This is a genomic window from Bacillus sp. JJ722, from assembly GCF_036963345.1.
Classification (GTDB): Bacteria; Bacillota; Bacilli; order Bacillales; family DSM-1321; genus Bacillus_AD.
Map to the genome: position 1 here is coordinate 39,089 of NZ_JBALMO010000005.1, position 16,570 is coordinate 55,658.

17 protein-coding genes are annotated in these 16,570 nt (G+C 36.0%); 4 read left to right on the forward strand and 13 right to left on the reverse strand.

Features of this window, described 5'->3' with window-relative positions:
- Positions 1–19: 19 nt before the first annotated feature.
- The 7 genes from spoIIIAD to V7014_RS00650 all read right to left on the reverse strand — a co-directional run bounded on the left by spoIIIAD (position 20) and on the right by V7014_RS00650 (position 4,643).
- A complete protein-coding gene (gene spoIIIAD, locus V7014_RS00620; protein WP_335502974.1) occupies positions 20–400 on the reverse strand; it encodes a stage III sporulation protein AD in 381 nt (126 codons plus the stop codon).
- Between the two features lie 28 nt (positions 401–428).
- Positions 429–632, reverse strand: a complete 204-nt coding sequence (spoIIIAC, locus tag V7014_RS00625) for a stage III sporulation protein AC (RefSeq protein WP_042346019.1) — start codon at positions 630–632, stop codon at positions 429–431.
- Positions 633–654: 22 nt separating this feature from the next.
- Positions 655–1,170: a stage III sporulation protein SpoIIIAB gene (gene spoIIIAB / locus V7014_RS00630; protein WP_335502834.1), complete on the reverse strand. Its 516-nt coding sequence runs from the start codon at positions 1,168–1,170 to the stop codon at positions 655–657.
- Complete coding sequence (gene spoIIIAA / locus V7014_RS00635; protein WP_335502837.1) at positions 1,164–2,093, reverse strand: stage III sporulation protein AA; 930 nt, start codon at positions 2,091–2,093, stop codon at positions 1,164–1,166. The genes spoIIIAB and spoIIIAA overlap by 7 nt, the downstream gene beginning before the upstream one ends.
- A 231-nt stretch (positions 2,094–2,324) precedes the next feature.
- On the reverse strand, positions 2,325–2,882 hold the full coding sequence (efp, locus tag V7014_RS00640; protein ID WP_335502840.1) for an elongation factor P: 558 nt from the start codon (positions 2,880–2,882) through the stop codon (positions 2,325–2,327).
- Between the two features lie 18 nt (positions 2,883–2,900).
- Positions 2,901–3,962 (reverse strand): M24 family metallopeptidase, encoded by a 1,062-nt coding sequence (locus V7014_RS00645; protein ID WP_335502843.1) that lies wholly within the window; start codon positions 3,960–3,962, stop codon positions 2,901–2,903.
- 132 nt (positions 3,963–4,094) lie between these two features.
- A complete protein-coding gene (locus V7014_RS00650; protein WP_335502846.1) occupies positions 4,095–4,643 on the reverse strand; it encodes a YqhR family membrane protein in 549 nt (182 codons plus the stop codon).
- Positions 4,644–4,896: 253 nt separating this feature from the next.
- Here V7014_RS00650 and V7014_RS00655 point away from each other — a divergent pair, with 253 nt between their 5' ends.
- Both V7014_RS00655 and V7014_RS00660 read left to right on the forward strand, forming a co-directional pair.
- Positions 4,897–5,844: a DUF1385 domain-containing protein gene (locus tag V7014_RS00655; protein ID WP_335502849.1), complete on the forward strand. Its 948-nt coding sequence runs from the start codon at positions 4,897–4,899 to the stop codon at positions 5,842–5,844.
- Between the two features lie 153 nt (positions 5,845–5,997).
- Complete coding sequence (locus tag V7014_RS00660; protein ID WP_335502852.1) at positions 5,998–6,378, forward strand: SA1362 family protein; 381 nt, start codon at positions 5,998–6,000, stop codon at positions 6,376–6,378.
- A 30-nt stretch (positions 6,379–6,408) separates the two neighbouring features.
- On the opposite strand, the gene V7014_RS00665 is transcribed toward V7014_RS00660, so the two are convergent.
- The 4 genes from V7014_RS00665 to V7014_RS00680 all read right to left on the reverse strand — a co-directional run bounded on the left by V7014_RS00665 (position 6,409) and on the right by V7014_RS00680 (position 12,323).
- A complete protein-coding gene (locus tag V7014_RS00665; protein WP_335502854.1) occupies positions 6,409–7,290 on the reverse strand; it encodes a patatin-like phospholipase family protein in 882 nt (293 codons plus the stop codon).
- 105 nt (positions 7,291–7,395) lie between these two features.
- A complete protein-coding gene (gene splB, locus V7014_RS00670) occupies positions 7,396–8,421 on the reverse strand; it encodes a spore photoproduct lyase (protein WP_335502858.1) in 1,026 nt (341 codons plus the stop codon).
- Between the two features lie 148 nt (positions 8,422–8,569).
- The gene (locus tag V7014_RS00675; RefSeq protein ID WP_335502861.1) at positions 8,570–11,125 is read right to left on the reverse strand and encodes a vitamin B12-dependent ribonucleotide reductase; all 2,556 of its coding nucleotides are present in this window, start codon (positions 11,123–11,125) and stop codon (positions 8,570–8,572) included.
- 361 nt (positions 11,126–11,486) lie between these two features.
- Positions 11,487–12,323, reverse strand: a complete 837-nt coding sequence (locus V7014_RS00680) for a lipoate--protein ligase family protein (RefSeq protein WP_335502864.1) — start codon at positions 12,321–12,323, stop codon at positions 11,487–11,489.
- A gap of 255 nt (positions 12,324–12,578) precedes the next feature.
- Here V7014_RS00680 and V7014_RS00685 point away from each other — a divergent pair, with 255 nt between their 5' ends.
- Both V7014_RS00685 and V7014_RS00690 read left to right on the forward strand, forming a co-directional pair.
- Positions 12,579–12,953 carry a rhodanese-like domain-containing protein gene (locus V7014_RS00685; protein WP_335502867.1) on the forward strand — a complete coding sequence of 125 codons (375 nt, stop codon included), beginning with the start codon at positions 12,579–12,581 and terminating at the stop codon, positions 12,951–12,953.
- A gap of 244 nt (positions 12,954–13,197) precedes the next feature.
- Positions 13,198–13,671 (forward strand): hypothetical protein, encoded by a 474-nt coding sequence (locus V7014_RS00690; protein ID WP_335502870.1) that lies wholly within the window; start codon positions 13,198–13,200, stop codon positions 13,669–13,671.
- Between the two features lie 95 nt (positions 13,672–13,766).
- Here V7014_RS00690 and gcvPB read toward each other — a convergent pair whose 3' ends face one another.
- The gene (gcvPB, locus tag V7014_RS00695) at positions 13,767–15,227 is read right to left on the reverse strand and encodes an aminomethyl-transferring glycine dehydrogenase subunit GcvPB (RefSeq protein WP_335502874.1); all 1,461 of its coding nucleotides are present in this window, start codon (positions 15,225–15,227) and stop codon (positions 13,767–13,769) included.
- Complete coding sequence (gene gcvPA, locus V7014_RS00700; RefSeq protein ID WP_335502977.1) at positions 15,220–16,566, reverse strand: aminomethyl-transferring glycine dehydrogenase subunit GcvPA; 1,347 nt, start codon at positions 16,564–16,566, stop codon at positions 15,220–15,222. The genes gcvPB and gcvPA overlap by 8 nt, the downstream gene beginning before the upstream one ends.
- Positions 16,567–16,570 lie beyond the last annotated feature (4 nt).

Here is a 16,570-nt window from a genome sequence, read left to right on the forward strand (position 1 = left end):
CCTCTTCTTACCACTTTCATCAAGTTGGAATTAAATTCAATATCGTTTCAATCATGACGGTTAAGATTGGGATAGCCATAGCTAAAATAATGATTTTCCCCGCTAATTCAATTTTTGAAGCAAGCGTTCCTTGACCAGCATCCTTCGTAATTTGCGAGGCAAATTCAGCAATATAAGCTATCCCGATAATTTTTAATATGGTCTCTAAATAAATCATATTCACATTTGCTTGCTTAGCTAATACTTGAAGCATATGAATGATGCTATAAATTTGGTTAACAAGAAATAAAAAAATGGAGCAACCAACAAAGATGATGAGGAGAAAAGCAAAATTGGGCTTTTGTTCTTTTAATAGGGTTGCTAAAAAAGTCGCTAGTAAAGCAATACCTACTATTTTTATAATTTCGATTGCTCATCCCTCCTCTTTATTACTGAAACAAAAAAACGGATTTAATTTTTTCGAATAATTGATCCATTATTTGAGCGACCATGAACAAGATATAGATAAATCCAAATAATGTTACCCATTGTGAGTATTCTTTTTTATTGATTTGTTCTAATAATGTATTGATAAACGCAATGACGATTCCAACTCCAGCAATCTTAAATATTAAGCCCACTTCAATTCCCATTTGGTATCCTCCTACATGTTGGTTAAACTAGTAAAATGATGAGTAATAAACCTGTTAAGAAACCTAGACTTTTCACCATTTTTTCGTATTTACTTTGAACTTGTAGTGCTTCACTCTCTTCCCTTTCTAAATGAGTCATCGTAAGCGCAATCTGCTTTTGCTGTTGGTAACGATCATGCCGCCCTAGCGTTTCGCCGAATTGCAGAAGAATCTCTATTTCATTTTGTTTTAATGCCAATACTTTTTTTGTTTCTTCCAAACTAGTGTCCCAAGCTGTTTTTACATTCGTATCTTGAAGCTGCAATTGCTTTGCGAATGTTCTGAAAAATATATTAATAGGTTTTGGTAAACTCTTTGATAGACGAACGGCCGCTTCTTGTAAAGGTGCGTGACCATACATAATCTCCGCTTCTAAAGCTTGAAGTGCAGTTCGAAAAAGTCTTAATTGTTTTGGGCGTTGACTTAAATGACGGGAAATTTCGAAGCCAATCCATGTAGAAGCTATTAAAATCAGTGCGGCACCAATGAGCTTTACCATTGCTTTACGCCTCTTTCCTTCAATAGCTTTTGTCCAGTTTCATCAATTATTGAATAACAGAAATCATGTATTTCATCTCTACTTAATACAACAAATCTTTTAAATACATGTAAGTTTATTATTTCTTGTATGTTAGGGCGTCTTATAACATCTTCATAAGAAAATCCATGAACCGTAATAACTAGGTTTATGCCTGCATTAATTGCTTCCAAAACAGCACCACTATCTTCGCTTCTACCAATCTCGTCGGCAATAATGACCTGTGGTGACATGGATCGAATAAGCATCATCATTCCCTCTGCTTTTGGACAGGCGTCAAGAACGTCTATCCGTGGGCCAAACTGTAGTTGTGGTACACCGTTTACACATCCGGAAATTTCGGAACGCTCATCCACCACGCCCACTTTCATAGCAGGGATTCTATGTTCATGTATTCCTGAAGATATAATTCGCGCGATATCTCGCAAAAGTGTTGTTTTACCGGTTTGAGGTGGTCCGATAATCATTGTATTCTGCCAACCATTGCTATATAAATAAGGAATAAGATGTTCTGCACATCCTACTTGTTCTTTTGCAATTCGAATATTAAAGGAAGAAATGTGAATGATTGCTTTAACATTCCCTCCATCAAGTATGACTTTCCCAGCAAGCCCTACTCGATGTCCACCTTGAATGGTAATATATCCACGCTTTAACTCTTCCTCCATCGTATACATTGAGAAGTTCGTAATATTATTCAGAAGTTGAGAAGCATCCTCTTCTGTCACGATGATAGGTAACAATTCATATGTGGATTTTAAAGATATTTCTACTGGTCTCCTTATTCGAATACGTATTTCTTCAATGTTATTCCACTTACTAGGAGGCATATCTTGAAAGAAAAGTGCTATTTTTTTGGGAAGAAACGATAATACGGTTTGCATACAAGCCTCCTCTCGACTAATGCATCATTCCATTACAATGTATGGGTTGCTCGTACACTTTATGACTTTTGGTATAAACTTTTTGGAGAATTATTTGGAGTAATTTAAATGTGAGAGATGGAAGCAGGATACTAAGAACAGAGTGCTGGAGTAAAAAAGTATGAATATTTTCCTTTGTAATAACAAAAAGAGAGCGTTCAGTAATTGAACACTCTCTTCTTTCATTTTTAATTATCCACGAGATACGTAAGAACCATCTGTTGTGTTGATAATTAATTTATCCCCTTCGTTAACAAAGAATGGTACTTGAACGATAAGACCCGTTTCAACAGTTGCAGGTTTAGTACCACCCGAAGCTGTGTCACCTTTAATACCAGGCTCAGTTTCTGTAACTTCTAACGTTACAGTATTAGGAAGCTCAACACCGATTGTTTCAGTACCGAACATCATGATGTATACTTCCATGTTTTCTTTTAAGAATTTTAATTCACGCTCAATTTGAGTTTCAGATAATTCGATTTGATCGTAGCTTTCATTATCCATGAATACGTGTTGATCACCACTTGCATATAAGTACTGCATTTTGCGGTTTTCAATACGTGCTTTAGCAACTTTTTCACCAGCACGGAAAGTTTTTTCTTGGATTGCACCAGTACGTAGGTTACGTAATTTAGAACGAACAAACGCCGCACCTTTACCTGGTTTAACATGTTGGAAGTCAATAACTTGCCAAATCGCATTATCTACTTCAATTGTTAATCCTGTTTTAAAATCATTAACAGAAATCATTTTTTTTCCTCCCAAAAATCACAAAATGATAAGTTCTTTCGTTGAATGTGTTAGAGATTCATTTCCCTCATTCGTTATAATCGTATCATCTTCAATACGAACTCCACCGAGACCTGGAACATAAATGCCAGGTTCGACCGTAACAGCCATTCCTGGCTCTAAAACGATGTCACTCTTCATCGATAATCCTGGACCTTCATGAACTTCAAGTCCAATACCATGTCCAGTAGAGTGACCAAAGTTAGGACCAAACCCTTTTTCCTCGATAAAGTTACGTGTTAACGCATCTGCATCCTTACCTGTCATGCCTGGTTTAATACCAGCCATTCCTCGTAATTGAGCTTCTAAAACAATATTATAAATATTTTTTAATTCATCGCTAGGTTTTCCTACCGCTACTGTTCGAGTGATATCAGATACATAGCCATTGTAATATGCTCCATAATCAAGCGTTACGAAATCTCCAACTTCAATAACTTTATCACTAGCCACACCATGCGGAAGCGCTGAGCGGTAGCCAGAAGCTACGATTGTATCGAATGAAGAAGAAGTAGCTCCTTGTTTTCTCATAAAGAACTCTAATTCATTGGAAACTTCCAGTTCTGTAAGGCCAGGACGGATGTATCCGATAATATGTTGAAAAGCTGCATCTGCAATCTTCGCAGCTTCCTTTAATATCTTAATCTCTGAGTTTGTCTTTATCAAGCGTAATTTCTCAACTACACCAGAAACCGGTACAAATTCTCCTTCACAAGCTCTATCATATGTTACATATGAAGAGTATGTTAAGACATCTTGTTCAAACCCTAGCTTCGTAATGCCTAGCTGCTTTGCTTGATACGCCACTTCTTCATGAATAGCTTTCGTATGTTTTACAATCTCAAAATCAGGACATTGGCTCGTAGCTTGCTCAATATAACGGAAATCCGTAATGAACAACGCTTTTGCTTTAGAAATCAAAGCGACTCCTGCTGTCCCTGTAAATCCTGTCATATAACGTCTGTTATAAGGGTTAGTGATGAGCATGCCATCAATATGTAATTGATCAAATGAAGCACGTAGTCTTTGTAATTTATCCATAGTCCAAGTCCGCTCCTATCCATTCATTTTTAAGTATACCAACCTATAATTTTTTCAATCAGTAAGAATATTTTATCATATTCTATCCGATGTCACAGTACTTTGTGTAGATTGGAAAAAGAATGAACAGAGTTACGGTTGAACATCTTGCTCTAGTTGCCCCAATTCTTCCTGACGAAGTCTTTCACTGTAATCGAAAGAAACGCTTACTCCAATAAATACACCATATAAAATATATAAGCAAAGCGTTGTTACAAGTGTATTTAAATCCATATCTGTTATCGCTTTCATACCAGGGGAGAATGGTACAAAGACAAAATGTGCAATCGCCCAAATTGCAACACCAAATAAAATAGTCGCAGAAAGACTACGCACTTTGCGTAAAAAAGCATAATATAAAAAAGCAACAAGTATTGAAACAAGCCCATAAAGAAGAAGAGCTATAACTGTACCTAAAAAACCTTTAGCCCATTTGTCAGAAACCCACCCCATAAAAATCACTTTAGGACCAATATCTGTAAAATGAAAATAATATGCTAACTGCCCTAAAGCACTCCAAAATAACCCACCAATAAACCCAGTTAAAGCAACGTTTGCCGTTTGAGAAAGTTGCTTTTCTTGTTGATTTTGATCTAAATCAGCATCGCTTTTCTTACCATTTTGTAGTTCATTTTCCATCATTAACACACCTCCACATTTAGTATGTCCTATTCTCAGGAAATTTTTTCTCTGAAAAATAATAACGAAATTTTTTTCTCGTTGCTTCTATTTATCTGGAGTCATCTTCATTTTTTTTGTAGAATATATGTAGAGGCCCAACAGCTTACTAAGCTCACATGATTATTCAACGTAATTAAAGAGCATGAGTGATCACTATAGCAAACAACAAAGTAATAGCTAAATGTGAAATAAAACAACATAGGTTGGTGTAGAAATGTCAGAAAAACCCGTATACGGCGGACAGGCGGTTGTGGAAGGCGTCATGTTCGGAGGTAAAAAAAATACCGTTACTGCTATTAGAAGAAAAGACGGTTCAATTGAATACTTTCATGTTCCGCGAACACCGAACCGTTTTCTCACTTCGGTTAAGAAAATTCCATTTCTTAGAGGGATTGCAGCAATAATTGATGCAAGTGCAAATGGCTCTAAACATTTAAATTTCTCAACAGAAAAATTTGATGTCGACCCAGCCGAAGAACAAGAAGAAGTGATTGAAGAAGAAAAAACTTCATATAAGGTTGGCATGTTCTTAAGCGTGGCAGCTATCGGTGTTCTTTCCTTCTTATTTGGTAAATTTGTCTTTACTCTTGTACCTGTTTTTCTTGCAGAATTGACAAGACCTGTATTTTCTTCAGATTTTGGGCAAATAATAATAGAGAGTGTCTTTAAATTAATTCTATTACTTTTGTATATTTACATCGTTTCACTAACACCATTAATAAAAAGGGTTTTCCAATATCATGGTGCAGAGCATAAAGTAATAAACGCATATGAAAATAATTTAGAGCTTACTGTTGAAAACGTACAATCGCAGTCTAGACTTCACTATCGATGTGGAAGTAGTTTCATCTTGTTTACAATTATCGTTGGGATCTTTGTTTATATGCTTGTTCCTACCGATCCATTATGGGTTCGTGTTCTAAATCGAATTGCACTCATTCCTGTCGTTTTAGGAATTGCATTTGAAGTGTTACAAATTACAAATAAAGTACGCGATATTCCTATTTTACGATTCTTAGGATATCCAGGACTTTGGCTACAATTGTTAACAACTAACAAACCAACCGACGATCAGGTAGAAGTAGCCATTCATTCTTTCAATCGTTTATTAGAATTAGAAAATGAAGATAAAACAGGTTTACAAAAGGAAAGTATAGTGTAAAACAAAATATATCAGCTTTTTATCAAATAAAGCATACAATGTAGAAATAAGAGAACTTTTTTCTAAATTTACTGCTTTCTAAGATAATATATTAGTTGCACATTATATTCTCCAACAATACTTCTTTCTTATGTTTTTAAGGAGGTGGCCTTAATGAAACGTCCAAGTTATTATGTTGTTACAGGTTTTATTTTGCTTGCGTTAATAGGATTAGGTAGTAAATTATTTGGTGACCCAATCGGTACACTTAGATGGTTCCTAATATTTGCCGTGGTAACAACGATTATCATTTTAGTTGTCATGAAATTCACAGGCGCATCAACTACCCAATCAACTAGCCATAAAGCATATAAGAGAGCCGCTAAACAATCTCAAAAAAATCAGCAACAACGTAAAGCAGCTAAAACAAAAGATTCTAATATAGTTACCTATTCTTTCAATCATTCGAAAAGAAAACCAAAGCTTCGTAAGAAATCAGATGTTCAGCTAACAGTAATTGATGGTAAAAAAGGCAAAAAGAAAAATCGGGCATAGCACTGCCTGATTTTTTTGTCTTAAATTCAGTTAATAAGCCCAATTTCGCAAAAAAACTTGCGCAGACATACGGCCAAGTTGGATTAACTCCTGTTTCTTTTTCGCAGACAAATCAAACTCTGTGGCAGAAACATTCTTCGTAGGGATAAAAATAATATTCTTCTCATGTTTTCTTGAAATGTAGCGATTATCATGAGCATCTTTCATCGTTTCAAACAAAGCACCAAACATTTCAATCGCATTGTCAATCTTTCTTGGTGGCAACTCATCTTTGTTATCACTTAATTTCACACCAATAACCGGTCGTGTCTTCATTACATTTTCCTTATCAAACAGCCACATTGGAAAATTACTTAATACTCCACCATCCACAATATACGTATAAGGTTTTTTATTATTAATCCTTACAGGCTCGAAGAAATAAGGAATACTACAGCTCATTCGAACTGCTTTTGCAATCGGAAATGTGGCGATATCAATATTATATTTATTTAGATCATCTGGTAAAACCATAATTACGCCATTCGTTACGTCAGAAGCAATAATACGAAATGTATTCACAGGAAGATCCCCAAAAGTATAAATCCCTTTCACAGCTAACTTCTCCGCGATCCATTCTTCTAACTTATCACCTTTATATAGCCCTAATTTCCAATAAAGTAACAACCACTTTGCAAAAGGTATATTTCCACCAATGCGTTCATCCAATAATATTGTTGTATCCATTTCCATCATTATATTTTCTATTTCATCACCTGTATAACCAGCTATTATAAAAGCAGCAATAATCGATCCAGCACTTGTACCAGCCGTTCTTTGGAACGTAAATCCTTTCTCCTCAAGAACTTGATATGCTCCTACTAAAGCATAACCTTTCATGCCTCCTCCGGAAAACACACCATCAATGTTCATCGCTGTTCCCTCCTGTCTCCGGCCTTTATACATCTTTAAGCAGGAAGGAATGAGATTATTACTGGTTATTTACTGATTTTCATGGTTCTCGTTTATTATTTTCATTTACGTAAAATAAGCAATTTGAGCATTTGGGAAGAAATGATGAATATAGCTTGAGATGGTTGCTTCTAAATCATGAGCTTCATCTGTAGGGTAAACATACTTACCTATTCCATATCTACCCCATTTATACTTTCGCTTTGATTCATCCAATTCAAGCTTTGTTTTCGGATAATGCTTTTCAATCATCTTTTTTGCAGGCTTTGTGAAACGATGTTGAATGAGCTCAAATGATAAGTCTGGAATCCTATCATCCTTCAATGCCTCAGCTAACCTTTCAAACAATTCAAAGTATCCTTCTTGCCAATTGTCATGCATGTAAATTGGCGCAACAATAAAACCTAGAGGATATCCAGCATTAGCCACTTTCTTTGCTGCTTCCAATCGGTGATCGAAACTAGAAGTACCAGGTTCAAAATTTTTTATCACATACCGTGAATTAACGCTAAAACGAAAACGTGTATGACCATTGTGCTTAGCATCTAATAAATGATCAACATGATGAAACTTTGTGACAAACCGCAGTCTTCCTAACTCTGTTTTCCCAAAAAATTCAATAGCTTTCTTTAAGGAGTGTGTTAAATGGTCAATCCCAACAATATCTGATGTACACGCCGCTTCAAAGCGTGTAATTTCAGGTTTTCTTTCCTCTATATACTTCTCAGCTTGTTCAAAAATCTCATCTATATTTACGTATGTGCGAATATATGGCTTACTTCCAAGTGTCGTTTGTAAGTAGCAATAATGACAATGCCCCATACATCCTGTCGCTAAAGGAATGGCATATTCTGCTGAAGGCTTTGATGTATCAAATTTAAGCGTGCGACGAACGCCTACTACAAGGGTAGATTTAGCAACTCGATATTTTTGTAAATCATTCTCACCAGGTAAATTTCTTATTTGGTTATGCGATGTCGTTTCTTTTATTTCTATATTCATTTTTTCGAATTTTTCTTTCAACTCACGCCCAAGAGGATAATCTAATGCTTGTGGTTCAATATAAACTAACTGTGGTATAAAAGGTTTCAATGTAGTCACCAAGCTTCTTTGTAAATTTCAATTAGACCTTATTATTTTTCACTGAAATCCACAAAAATCACAGCAAAAATTTTGGAACTCATAAATAAGAGGGTAACCTGAAAATAAAGCATCAGATTACCCTCTTTAATTTATTTACTTATAAACCGCATTTCAACTGTGCACCACAATTCGTACAAGTATTACATCCGCCCATTTCCTGTACTTCACCTTTTCGGCAAACAGGACATGTATTGCCTACCTCAGATCCAATCGTAACTTTAGTAGAGCGAAGTTCATTAATTGTATCAACTAGTACGACTTTCTTCTCTTCTTCTAAAAGTAGTTCTTGTTGTTCAAATTGATTTTCTTCCGCTTTTAACGTCAATACTTGTGAATCACGACTACCATCTACATATACAGTGCCACCTTTAGCACCACCTTTATATAGACGCTCATACACTTTTTCTACTTGTTCTACCGTATAGCCTTTAGGTGCATTTACCGTTTTAGAAATTGAACTATCAATCCAGCGTTGAATGATACATTGTACATCAGCATGTGCCTCAGTGGTTAATTCCATCGCTGAGATAAACCAGCTCGGTAAATTGTTAGGATCCGCTTCTGGATGACGATCTAAATATTCTTGCACGATATCGGCTTTCACTTCAATAAATTTACCTAAACGACCACTTCTAAAATAAGTAAATGAGAAGTAAGGTTCAAGTCCTGTAGATACACCTACCATCGTACCCGTACTTCCTGTTGGAGCAACCGTTAATAAATGTGAATTACGAATACCATATTGTAGAATATCATCTTTGATTTCTTGTGGCATTTTTCTCATAAAGCCCGTTTGTACAAAATTCGAACGAAGTTGTTTTGTTTCAGCTTCTGTTTTCCCTTGTAAGAACGGGAAGCTGCCTTTCTCTTTACTTAATTCAACAGATGCTTTATAAGCTGTCGTTGCAATCGTTTCAAATACTTGTTCAACAAGTTTATTTGATTCTTCTGTTCCATATTCAGATTCACAATAAATAAGTAAATCATGTAGTCCCATAACGCCTAATCCAACTCGACGTTCTCCAAGCGCTTGCTTCTTGTTCTCTTCAAGGAAGTAAGGTGTTGCATCGATTACGTTATCTTGCATACGAATCCCTACTTCAACCGTGTGTTTCAGCTTTTCAAAGTTAACTGTTTTATTTTCTTTGTCCGCCATTTGAGCTAAGTTAATAGCTGCTAAGTTACAAACAGAGTAAGGTGCAAGTGGTTGTTCTCCACACGGATTCGTAGCTACCACCTGTTGACCATATGCTTTTGCATTTGTCATATCGTTAGCATTATCTATAAAGAAAATACCAGGCTCAGCCGAATACGTAGCACAAATATTGATTAAGTTCCAAAGCTCTTGCGCTTTGATTGTACGATAAACTCGCACTTTATGTCCGCGTTTTTCCCACTCTCGGACATCCCCTACTTCATGCCATTCCTCATTATATTCTTTCATTTCAGCTTCATCATAACTTTCAACATGTGGGAAGCGCAGTTCATACTCTTTATTTTGATCAACAGCTTCCATAAATTCTTTCGTCAAGCAGACAGAGATATTAGCACCTGTAAGGAATTCTGGATTATGCACGCTATAGTGACCACCAGTTTGAAGCTTTTCTTCCGCTTCACTGATCACTTGATCCGTAAAACCACCTTGACCAGGAATTTGTTTATAATTAAGAATACCTTGATACATATCTCTTTCATACTCAGTTAAAGGAACGAATTTAAGCTTCTCATTCGCATATTTTTTAATATTTTCGTCTTTAGTATTTTCCATCAAGAAACGCAAAATACGAGGGTTTTGCATTTTAGAAATGATGAATTCAATAATGTCAGGATGCCAATCCGCTAACATGATCATTTGTGCTCCACGTCTTGATCCACCTTGCTCAACAAGATGTGTAAGCTTTGCAATATCATCCAACCACGAAACGGAACCTGAAGATTTACCATTTACACCTTTTGCAAGTGTGTTGCGAGGGCGTAATGTTGAACCGTTCGTTCCAACACCACCACCACGACTCATAATCTCCATTACTTGCTTACGGTGATCTGAAATTCCTTCGCGAGAGTCAGGTACGAATGGCATCACATAACAGTTAAAATATGTAACATCTGTTTGTGATCCTGCACCATATAATACCCTTCCTGCTGGTACAAAGTGCATGTTAGCTAGCTCTTGATAGAACTTCTCGAACCATTCTTGTTTCTTTTCTTCAGTTGTTTCAACAGAAGCTAATCCTGTCGCATTTCTTTTCGCAATTTGTTCATAAAAAATTTCAAGGGGCTTCTCAATAATATCTAGAGAACGATTAATAATGCCTGTTTCAATTTCTTCTGGTTTGTCTAAAGAGCCACGAAATTCATCTTCGACCAATACTTGTGCTTTTTTCTTCTCCCAGTCAATGCTTACGATATGTCCTAAGCCACGAGCTGGAAACTTAGGATCTTCTTTTATCGTTAACACAACAAAATCACCATTTGATAAGGTGATTTTCTCGGTGTCTTTAAAAGAATATCGATCAATCATAACTAAACGTGAAACGCCTTTATGCGTGATTTTCATGTCCGGTGTAATTGGATGAACTTGCGGGAACAATTTAATGTCCTGGTTTAGACTTTCAATACTTTTCTTGCTACTTTGCTTAATCGCAACAGACATAAGCAATCTCTCCTTTATTCGTACTACATTTATATTTTTCCTAGTTAGGTTGATTTTATAAAGTAACATTAACTTACCATATGTAGAGATATTATTCAATATATTGTGTTTTAATTTCACAACCTATCTATATATTGTGTCCAAGAAAACAAAATAATAAATTTGTCAAACTAAGAAAAGCTCAAATAAAAGAGAAAAAAGAAGAATAAACGAATTTTATACGATTTTTCATCTTTTTTCCCACCTTTTCAGAAGTTGCATTTTTCACGAATAAAAGAAGCCTTAAAAATACAAGATCTTCTGTTCATTCCTATTGAAAAATAATATTATCACACATAAAAAAGCGATGAACGGAACCCGTTTATCGCAAAAAATTCCAAGCATCACTTTCATATTTTTCTTGAGCTAATTTTGTAATTTCTTCTTGCTGAGCTTCAGATAATTGGTATTCTTGTAGATTAACTTCAAGTCCTTCCGCAAAACCTTCTTTAAAGGCTACTTTTGCTTCGTCTATGCCAATTGTTCGATCAGATAATTCGTTGATAGCCACCGCTTTATCTCGAAAGCTCTTGAACATTCTTTCCTTCAAGCGTTCGTTTCGGAAAATAAATAAATCAAACAATTTATCACTATCTAAATCAAGCAAAATAGAGCCGTGTTGTAAAATAACACCTTTTTGACGTGTTTGTGCACTTCCTGCAACCTTACGCCCCTCAACAACTAGTTCATACCAGCTTGGAGCATCAAAGCAAATTGCTGAACGAGGGTCTTTTAATTTTTGTCGATCTTCTTCCGTTTTAGGAACAGCAAAATATGCATCAAAACCAAGATTTAAAAACCCTTTTAAAATACCTTCGGATATTACTCGATACGCTTCTGTAACATTTTTTGGCATTTGCTCATGCTCTTCGCTTACAATTACACTGTATGTAAGCTCATGCTCATGTAACACAGCACGACCACCTGTTGCCCTTCGCACAAAACCAAGTCCCGCTTCTTTCACCTTATGTAAATCAATTTCTTTCTCAGCTTTTTGAAAGTAGCCTATAGAAAGCGTTGCTGGATTCCAACCGTAAAAGCGAATCACTGGTGGTATTTCCCCTTCACTATGCCATTTCAATAGCATTTCATCCATAGCCATATTATAGCTAGGCGAACAATTGCCCGAATCAATAAATGCCCACGTTTCTTTGTTCATATCGTGAAGCCTACCTTCTATATAAATTTATTTTATTCCTAACATTGTTTAGTATCGGGATTTGCCACCAACCAAACAAACTTTCAAATATCTTTTCAAACAATATACATACTAAATTAAACAATTGAACATTTCAACTAAAAAACAATGCTTTTCCTACATGATTATGTTAAATTCCTTTGATATTATGGTATATGGATATTATAATAATTAAAGATTGGATTGTTTTTTAGTTTTGAGAGGAGTTTTTTTACTGTGTGGTATTTCTTGCTTATACTTTTAGTTGCCGTAATCGTGTATTCTGTGTACACGTGGTGGGCACAACGTCGAATTTTAAAAACGTTAACTCAAGAAGAATTTATTGAAGGCTATCGTAAAGCACAATTGATTGACGTACGCGAACCAAATGAATATGAAGCAGGTCATATTCTAGGAGCGAGAAACATTCCGATGTCTCAGCTTAAAACGCGAATAAAAGAAATTCGTCCGGACAAGCCTGTTTACTTATACTGCCAAAGTGGTCTACGTAGTGGACGAGCTGCTCAATTGCTATATAAAAATGGCTATAGGGAGCTATTTCATCTACAAAAAGGCTTTAAACAATGGACTGGTAAAATTAAAAGAAAATAATTCTACTTTTAATAGTACAAGAAAGGGATGTGTAAAAGTGATTTTAATCACTTTTACACATCCCTTACGTTTTTTTGACTTTCCACATATTGATTTATTCAGATGGTTAAATTCCGGTCTCCATCCTCAACTGAAACAAAGCATTGACCGATTCAAATAGTGTACCTACAAAACAAACGAACAATTACTTTGACTGGTTTTTTATTTGTCGATAGTCGAAGATATAATTGGTGGTGAATAAAAGATGATACTTCCAAATGGAGTAACTGGATTTTTCGATTCAGTAGACACTCCCCAAACAAAAGTTAATGGGAAACAATTTAAACAAATATGTATTACTATTGCCATCCATAACGGAGGGAAAATTATTGCATTTAAAGAGCCTGAATATCCAATGAATTTTTATAGTGTGTATGTTGAGTTCTTTAATAAGCAATTTCATATCTTACTTAATGAATATTATCCTAATCTTGCTTTTGCTTCTATAGTTGAATTTGGAAACATTGAATTCATAGATATACCCATTCTTTATAAACAGTTTAATCCTTTTTACAAGGTTTTAAATACGAGCGAGCTAAACAATCCTGTAACTCTTATAAACAGTTCAAAGAAGAGTATTATACAAAACAATAATGAGTTAAATAGTACCGAATTAAAGGAAATTGTTTTCTGGAAGCTCAAAACCGTTGGAGAGATTATCTTTAACTATTGGGATTAGATAGAAATAGGGAACTCCATCAATAAAGGAGCTCCCTATTTTTCATTTACAAATCAACATTAAAATATTTAACACGGCCATCTATTAATAATCATTTACTGCTTTATAAAACGTAAAATAGGCTTACGTGCTGCCATTGTTTCATCTAGACGTTTAATAACTGTTGTGTGTGGTGCTTCTTGAACAATTTCTGGTGTTTCTTCCGCTTCTTTCGCGATTTGAATCATCGTATTGATGAATCCATCTAGCGTTTCTTTACTTTCCGTCTCTGTTGGTTCAATCATGATGCATTCCTCAACATTTAACGGGAAGTAAGTGGTTGGTGGATGATACCCAAAATCTAGCAAGCGCTTCGCTATATCCAATGTGCGAACACCTAATTTCTTCTGACGTCTTCCACTCAATACAAATTCATGCTTACAATGACGATCATATGGCAAATCATAATATGGTGCTAGCTTTCTCATCATATAGTTAGCATTTAATACGGCAAACTCTGTAACAGCTTTCAAACCATCTGGACCCATTGATCGAATATATGTGTACGCTCTAACATTAATACCGAAATTACCATAGAAAGGCTTCACACGGCCAATGGAAAGAGGACGTTCATATTCTAATACATACTCCTCACCTCGCTTGACAACTTGTGGAGCTGGCAAGAATGGTATTAAGTCTTTCTTCACACCTACCGGTCCCGAACCTGGTCCACCACCACCGTGTGGGCCAGTAAATGTTTTATGCAGATTTAAATGCACCACATCAAAGCCCATATCTCCAGGTCGAGCTTTTGATAATACCGCGTTTAAGTTCGCTCCATCATAATACAGCTTTCCACCAGCGTTATGAACAATTTCAGCCATTTCTAGTATATTTTCTTCAAACAGCCCTAATGTATTTGGATTCGTCAACATTAAAGCTGCTGTATCTCTTCCAACTACACGCTTTAAGTCTTCTAAATCTACTAAACCTTGCTCATCGGATTTTACTGTAATCGTTTCAAAACCGGCTACTGAAGCTGAAGCTGGGTTTGTACCGTGAGCTGAATCAGGAACAATTACTTTTGTACGTTCAGTATCACCATTGTGCTCATGAAAGGCACGAATCATCATTAATCCTGTCCATTCACCATGAGCACCAGCCGCTGGTTGAAGTGTAACTTCATCCATACCTGTAATTTCTTTCAAAGACTCTTGTAAATCATACATTAGTTCTAAAGCACCTTGAACTGTACTTTCATCTTGTAATGGATGAATATGCGCAAAACCATTATAGCGAGCTACAGCTTCATTAATTTTCGGATTGTATTTCATCGTACAAGAACCAAGAGGATAGAAACCTGAATCTACTCCATGATTGCGCTTAGATAACGCTGTATAATGTCGCATAATGTCTAACTCAGAAACCTCAGGTAGTTCAGCTTCCTGTTCTCTGACAAAGCCAGCTGGAAGTAACTTGGAAACATCAATAGCGTCAATATCCATGTCGGGTAAACTATATCCGATGCGATCTTTTACGCTCATTTCAAAAATTAAAGGTTGATCTTGCTTACTCATGGCTCTCCCCCACCTCTTGTGCAAATAAGTCAATTTCTTCTTTAGTTCGTAATTCTGTTACAGCAACTAACATATGATCTTTCAATTCAGGATACGTTTTTCCTAGATGATAACCACCAATAATTCCTCGCTCCAAAAGTTGCTTATTACAAGCTTCAAATGATTGTGGTAATTTGATAACGAACTCGTTAAATGATGGACCTTCAAATACCACTTCAACTCCTTTCGCTTGCAATACCTTCTTCGCATAATGTGCTTTTTGAATATTTTGAGTTGCCATTTCACGAACACCTTTTTTACCTAAAGCCGTCATAGCGACAGAGGCAGCTAATGCATTTAATGCTTGATTTGAACATATATTAGATGTTGCCTTCTCACGGCGAATATGTTGTTCACGTGCTTGCAATGTTAACACAAAACCACGCACTCCATTCTCATCCACTGTTTGCCCAACTAAACGACCAGGCACTTTACGCATCAATTTATTTGTTACAGCAAAATATCCACAGTGCGGTCCACCAAATGCAGCTGGAATACCGAATACTTGCGCATCACCCGTTACGATATCAGCACCAAATTTTCCTGGAGGCGTTAACACTCCTAATGCAAGAGGGTTGCTCGAAACAATAAACATGCTTTTAATTTCATGAGCCATTTTCTCAATTGTAGCCAAGTCTTCAATTCGACCAAAGAAATTTGGATATTGAACAATGACACCCGCTACTTCGTCACTCATTTCACCCTTCAAAGCCTCTAAATCTGTAACTCCATCTTTATATGGAATTTCAATCACTTCAATGTATTGGCCTTTTGCATATGAACGAATAACATCTTTATATTCTGGGTGCACCGCTTGAGAAATAAGGATTTTCTTGCGGCGAGTCGCTCCACAACTTAGTGTTGCTGCTTCAGCAAGTGCTGTCCCTCCATCGTACATGGAAGAATTCGCTACATCCATGCCCGTTAATTCACAAATCATCGTTTGAAATTCAAAAATCGCTTGGAGCTCCCCTTGCGAAATTTCCGGTTGATAAGGTGTATACGCTGTATAGAATTCAGATCGAGATAACACATGATCGACAATAATTGGTGAGTAATGATCATATACACCAGCTCCTAAAAAGGAAGTGTAGCTCTTCGTATCTTTATTCTTAGCTGCTAATTGACTTAATTCTTTCGTTAATGATGATTCAGATTTAGCCGTTTTAATTTTATATTCCCCTTGAAAACGCACTTTCTCTGGAATATCCTCGAATAACTCATCAATCTTTGAAATTCCGATTGCTTCAAGCATTTCTTTTTGATCATTCTCCGTCATTGGCAAATAACGATGCTTCAACATA

What these genes read in the sequence shown, in the direction of transcription:
- spoIIIAA (WP_335502837.1), bottom strand. Translation starts at nt 2,093, where the DNA reads ATGCAAACCGTATTATCGTTTCTTCCCAAAAAAATAGCACTTTTCTTT.
- V7014_RS00690 (WP_335502870.1), top strand. Translation starts at nt 13,198, where the DNA reads ATGATACTTCCAAATGGAGTAACTGGATTTTTCGATTCAGTAGACACT.
- efp (WP_335502840.1), bottom strand. Translation starts at nt 2,882, where the DNA reads ATGATTTCTGTTAATGATTTTAAAACAGGATTAACAATTGAAGTAGAT.
- V7014_RS00665 (WP_335502854.1), bottom strand. Translation starts at nt 7,290, where the DNA reads ATGAACATTGATGGTGTGTTTTCCGGAGGAGGCATGAAAGGTTATGCT.
- spoIIIAB (WP_335502834.1), bottom strand. Translation starts at nt 1,170, where the DNA reads ATGGTAAAGCTCATTGGTGCCGCACTGATTTTAATAGCTTCTACATGG.
- V7014_RS00645 (WP_335502843.1), bottom strand. Translation starts at nt 3,962, where the DNA reads ATGGATAAATTACAAAGACTACGTGCTTCATTTGATCAATTACATATT.
- V7014_RS00660 (WP_335502852.1), top strand. Translation starts at nt 5,998, where the DNA reads ATGAAACGTCCAAGTTATTATGTTGTTACAGGTTTTATTTTGCTTGCG.
- V7014_RS00675 (WP_335502861.1), bottom strand. Translation starts at nt 11,125, where the DNA reads ATGTCTGTTGCGATTAAGCAAAGTAGCAAGAAAAGTATTGAAAGTCTA.
- V7014_RS00680 (WP_335502864.1), bottom strand. Translation starts at nt 12,323, where the DNA reads ATGAACAAAGAAACGTGGGCATTTATTGATTCGGGCAATTGTTCGCCT.
- spoIIIAC (WP_042346019.1), bottom strand. Translation starts at nt 632, where the DNA reads ATGGGAATTGAAGTGGGCTTAATATTTAAGATTGCTGGAGTTGGAATC.
- V7014_RS00655 (WP_335502849.1), top strand. Translation starts at nt 4,897, where the DNA reads ATGTCAGAAAAACCCGTATACGGCGGACAGGCGGTTGTGGAAGGCGTC.
- V7014_RS00650 (WP_335502846.1), bottom strand. Translation starts at nt 4,643, where the DNA reads ATGATGGAAAATGAACTACAAAATGGTAAGAAAAGCGATGCTGATTTA.
- gcvPB (WP_335502874.1), bottom strand. Translation starts at nt 15,227, where the DNA reads ATGAGTAAGCAAGATCAACCTTTAATTTTTGAAATGAGCGTAAAAGAT.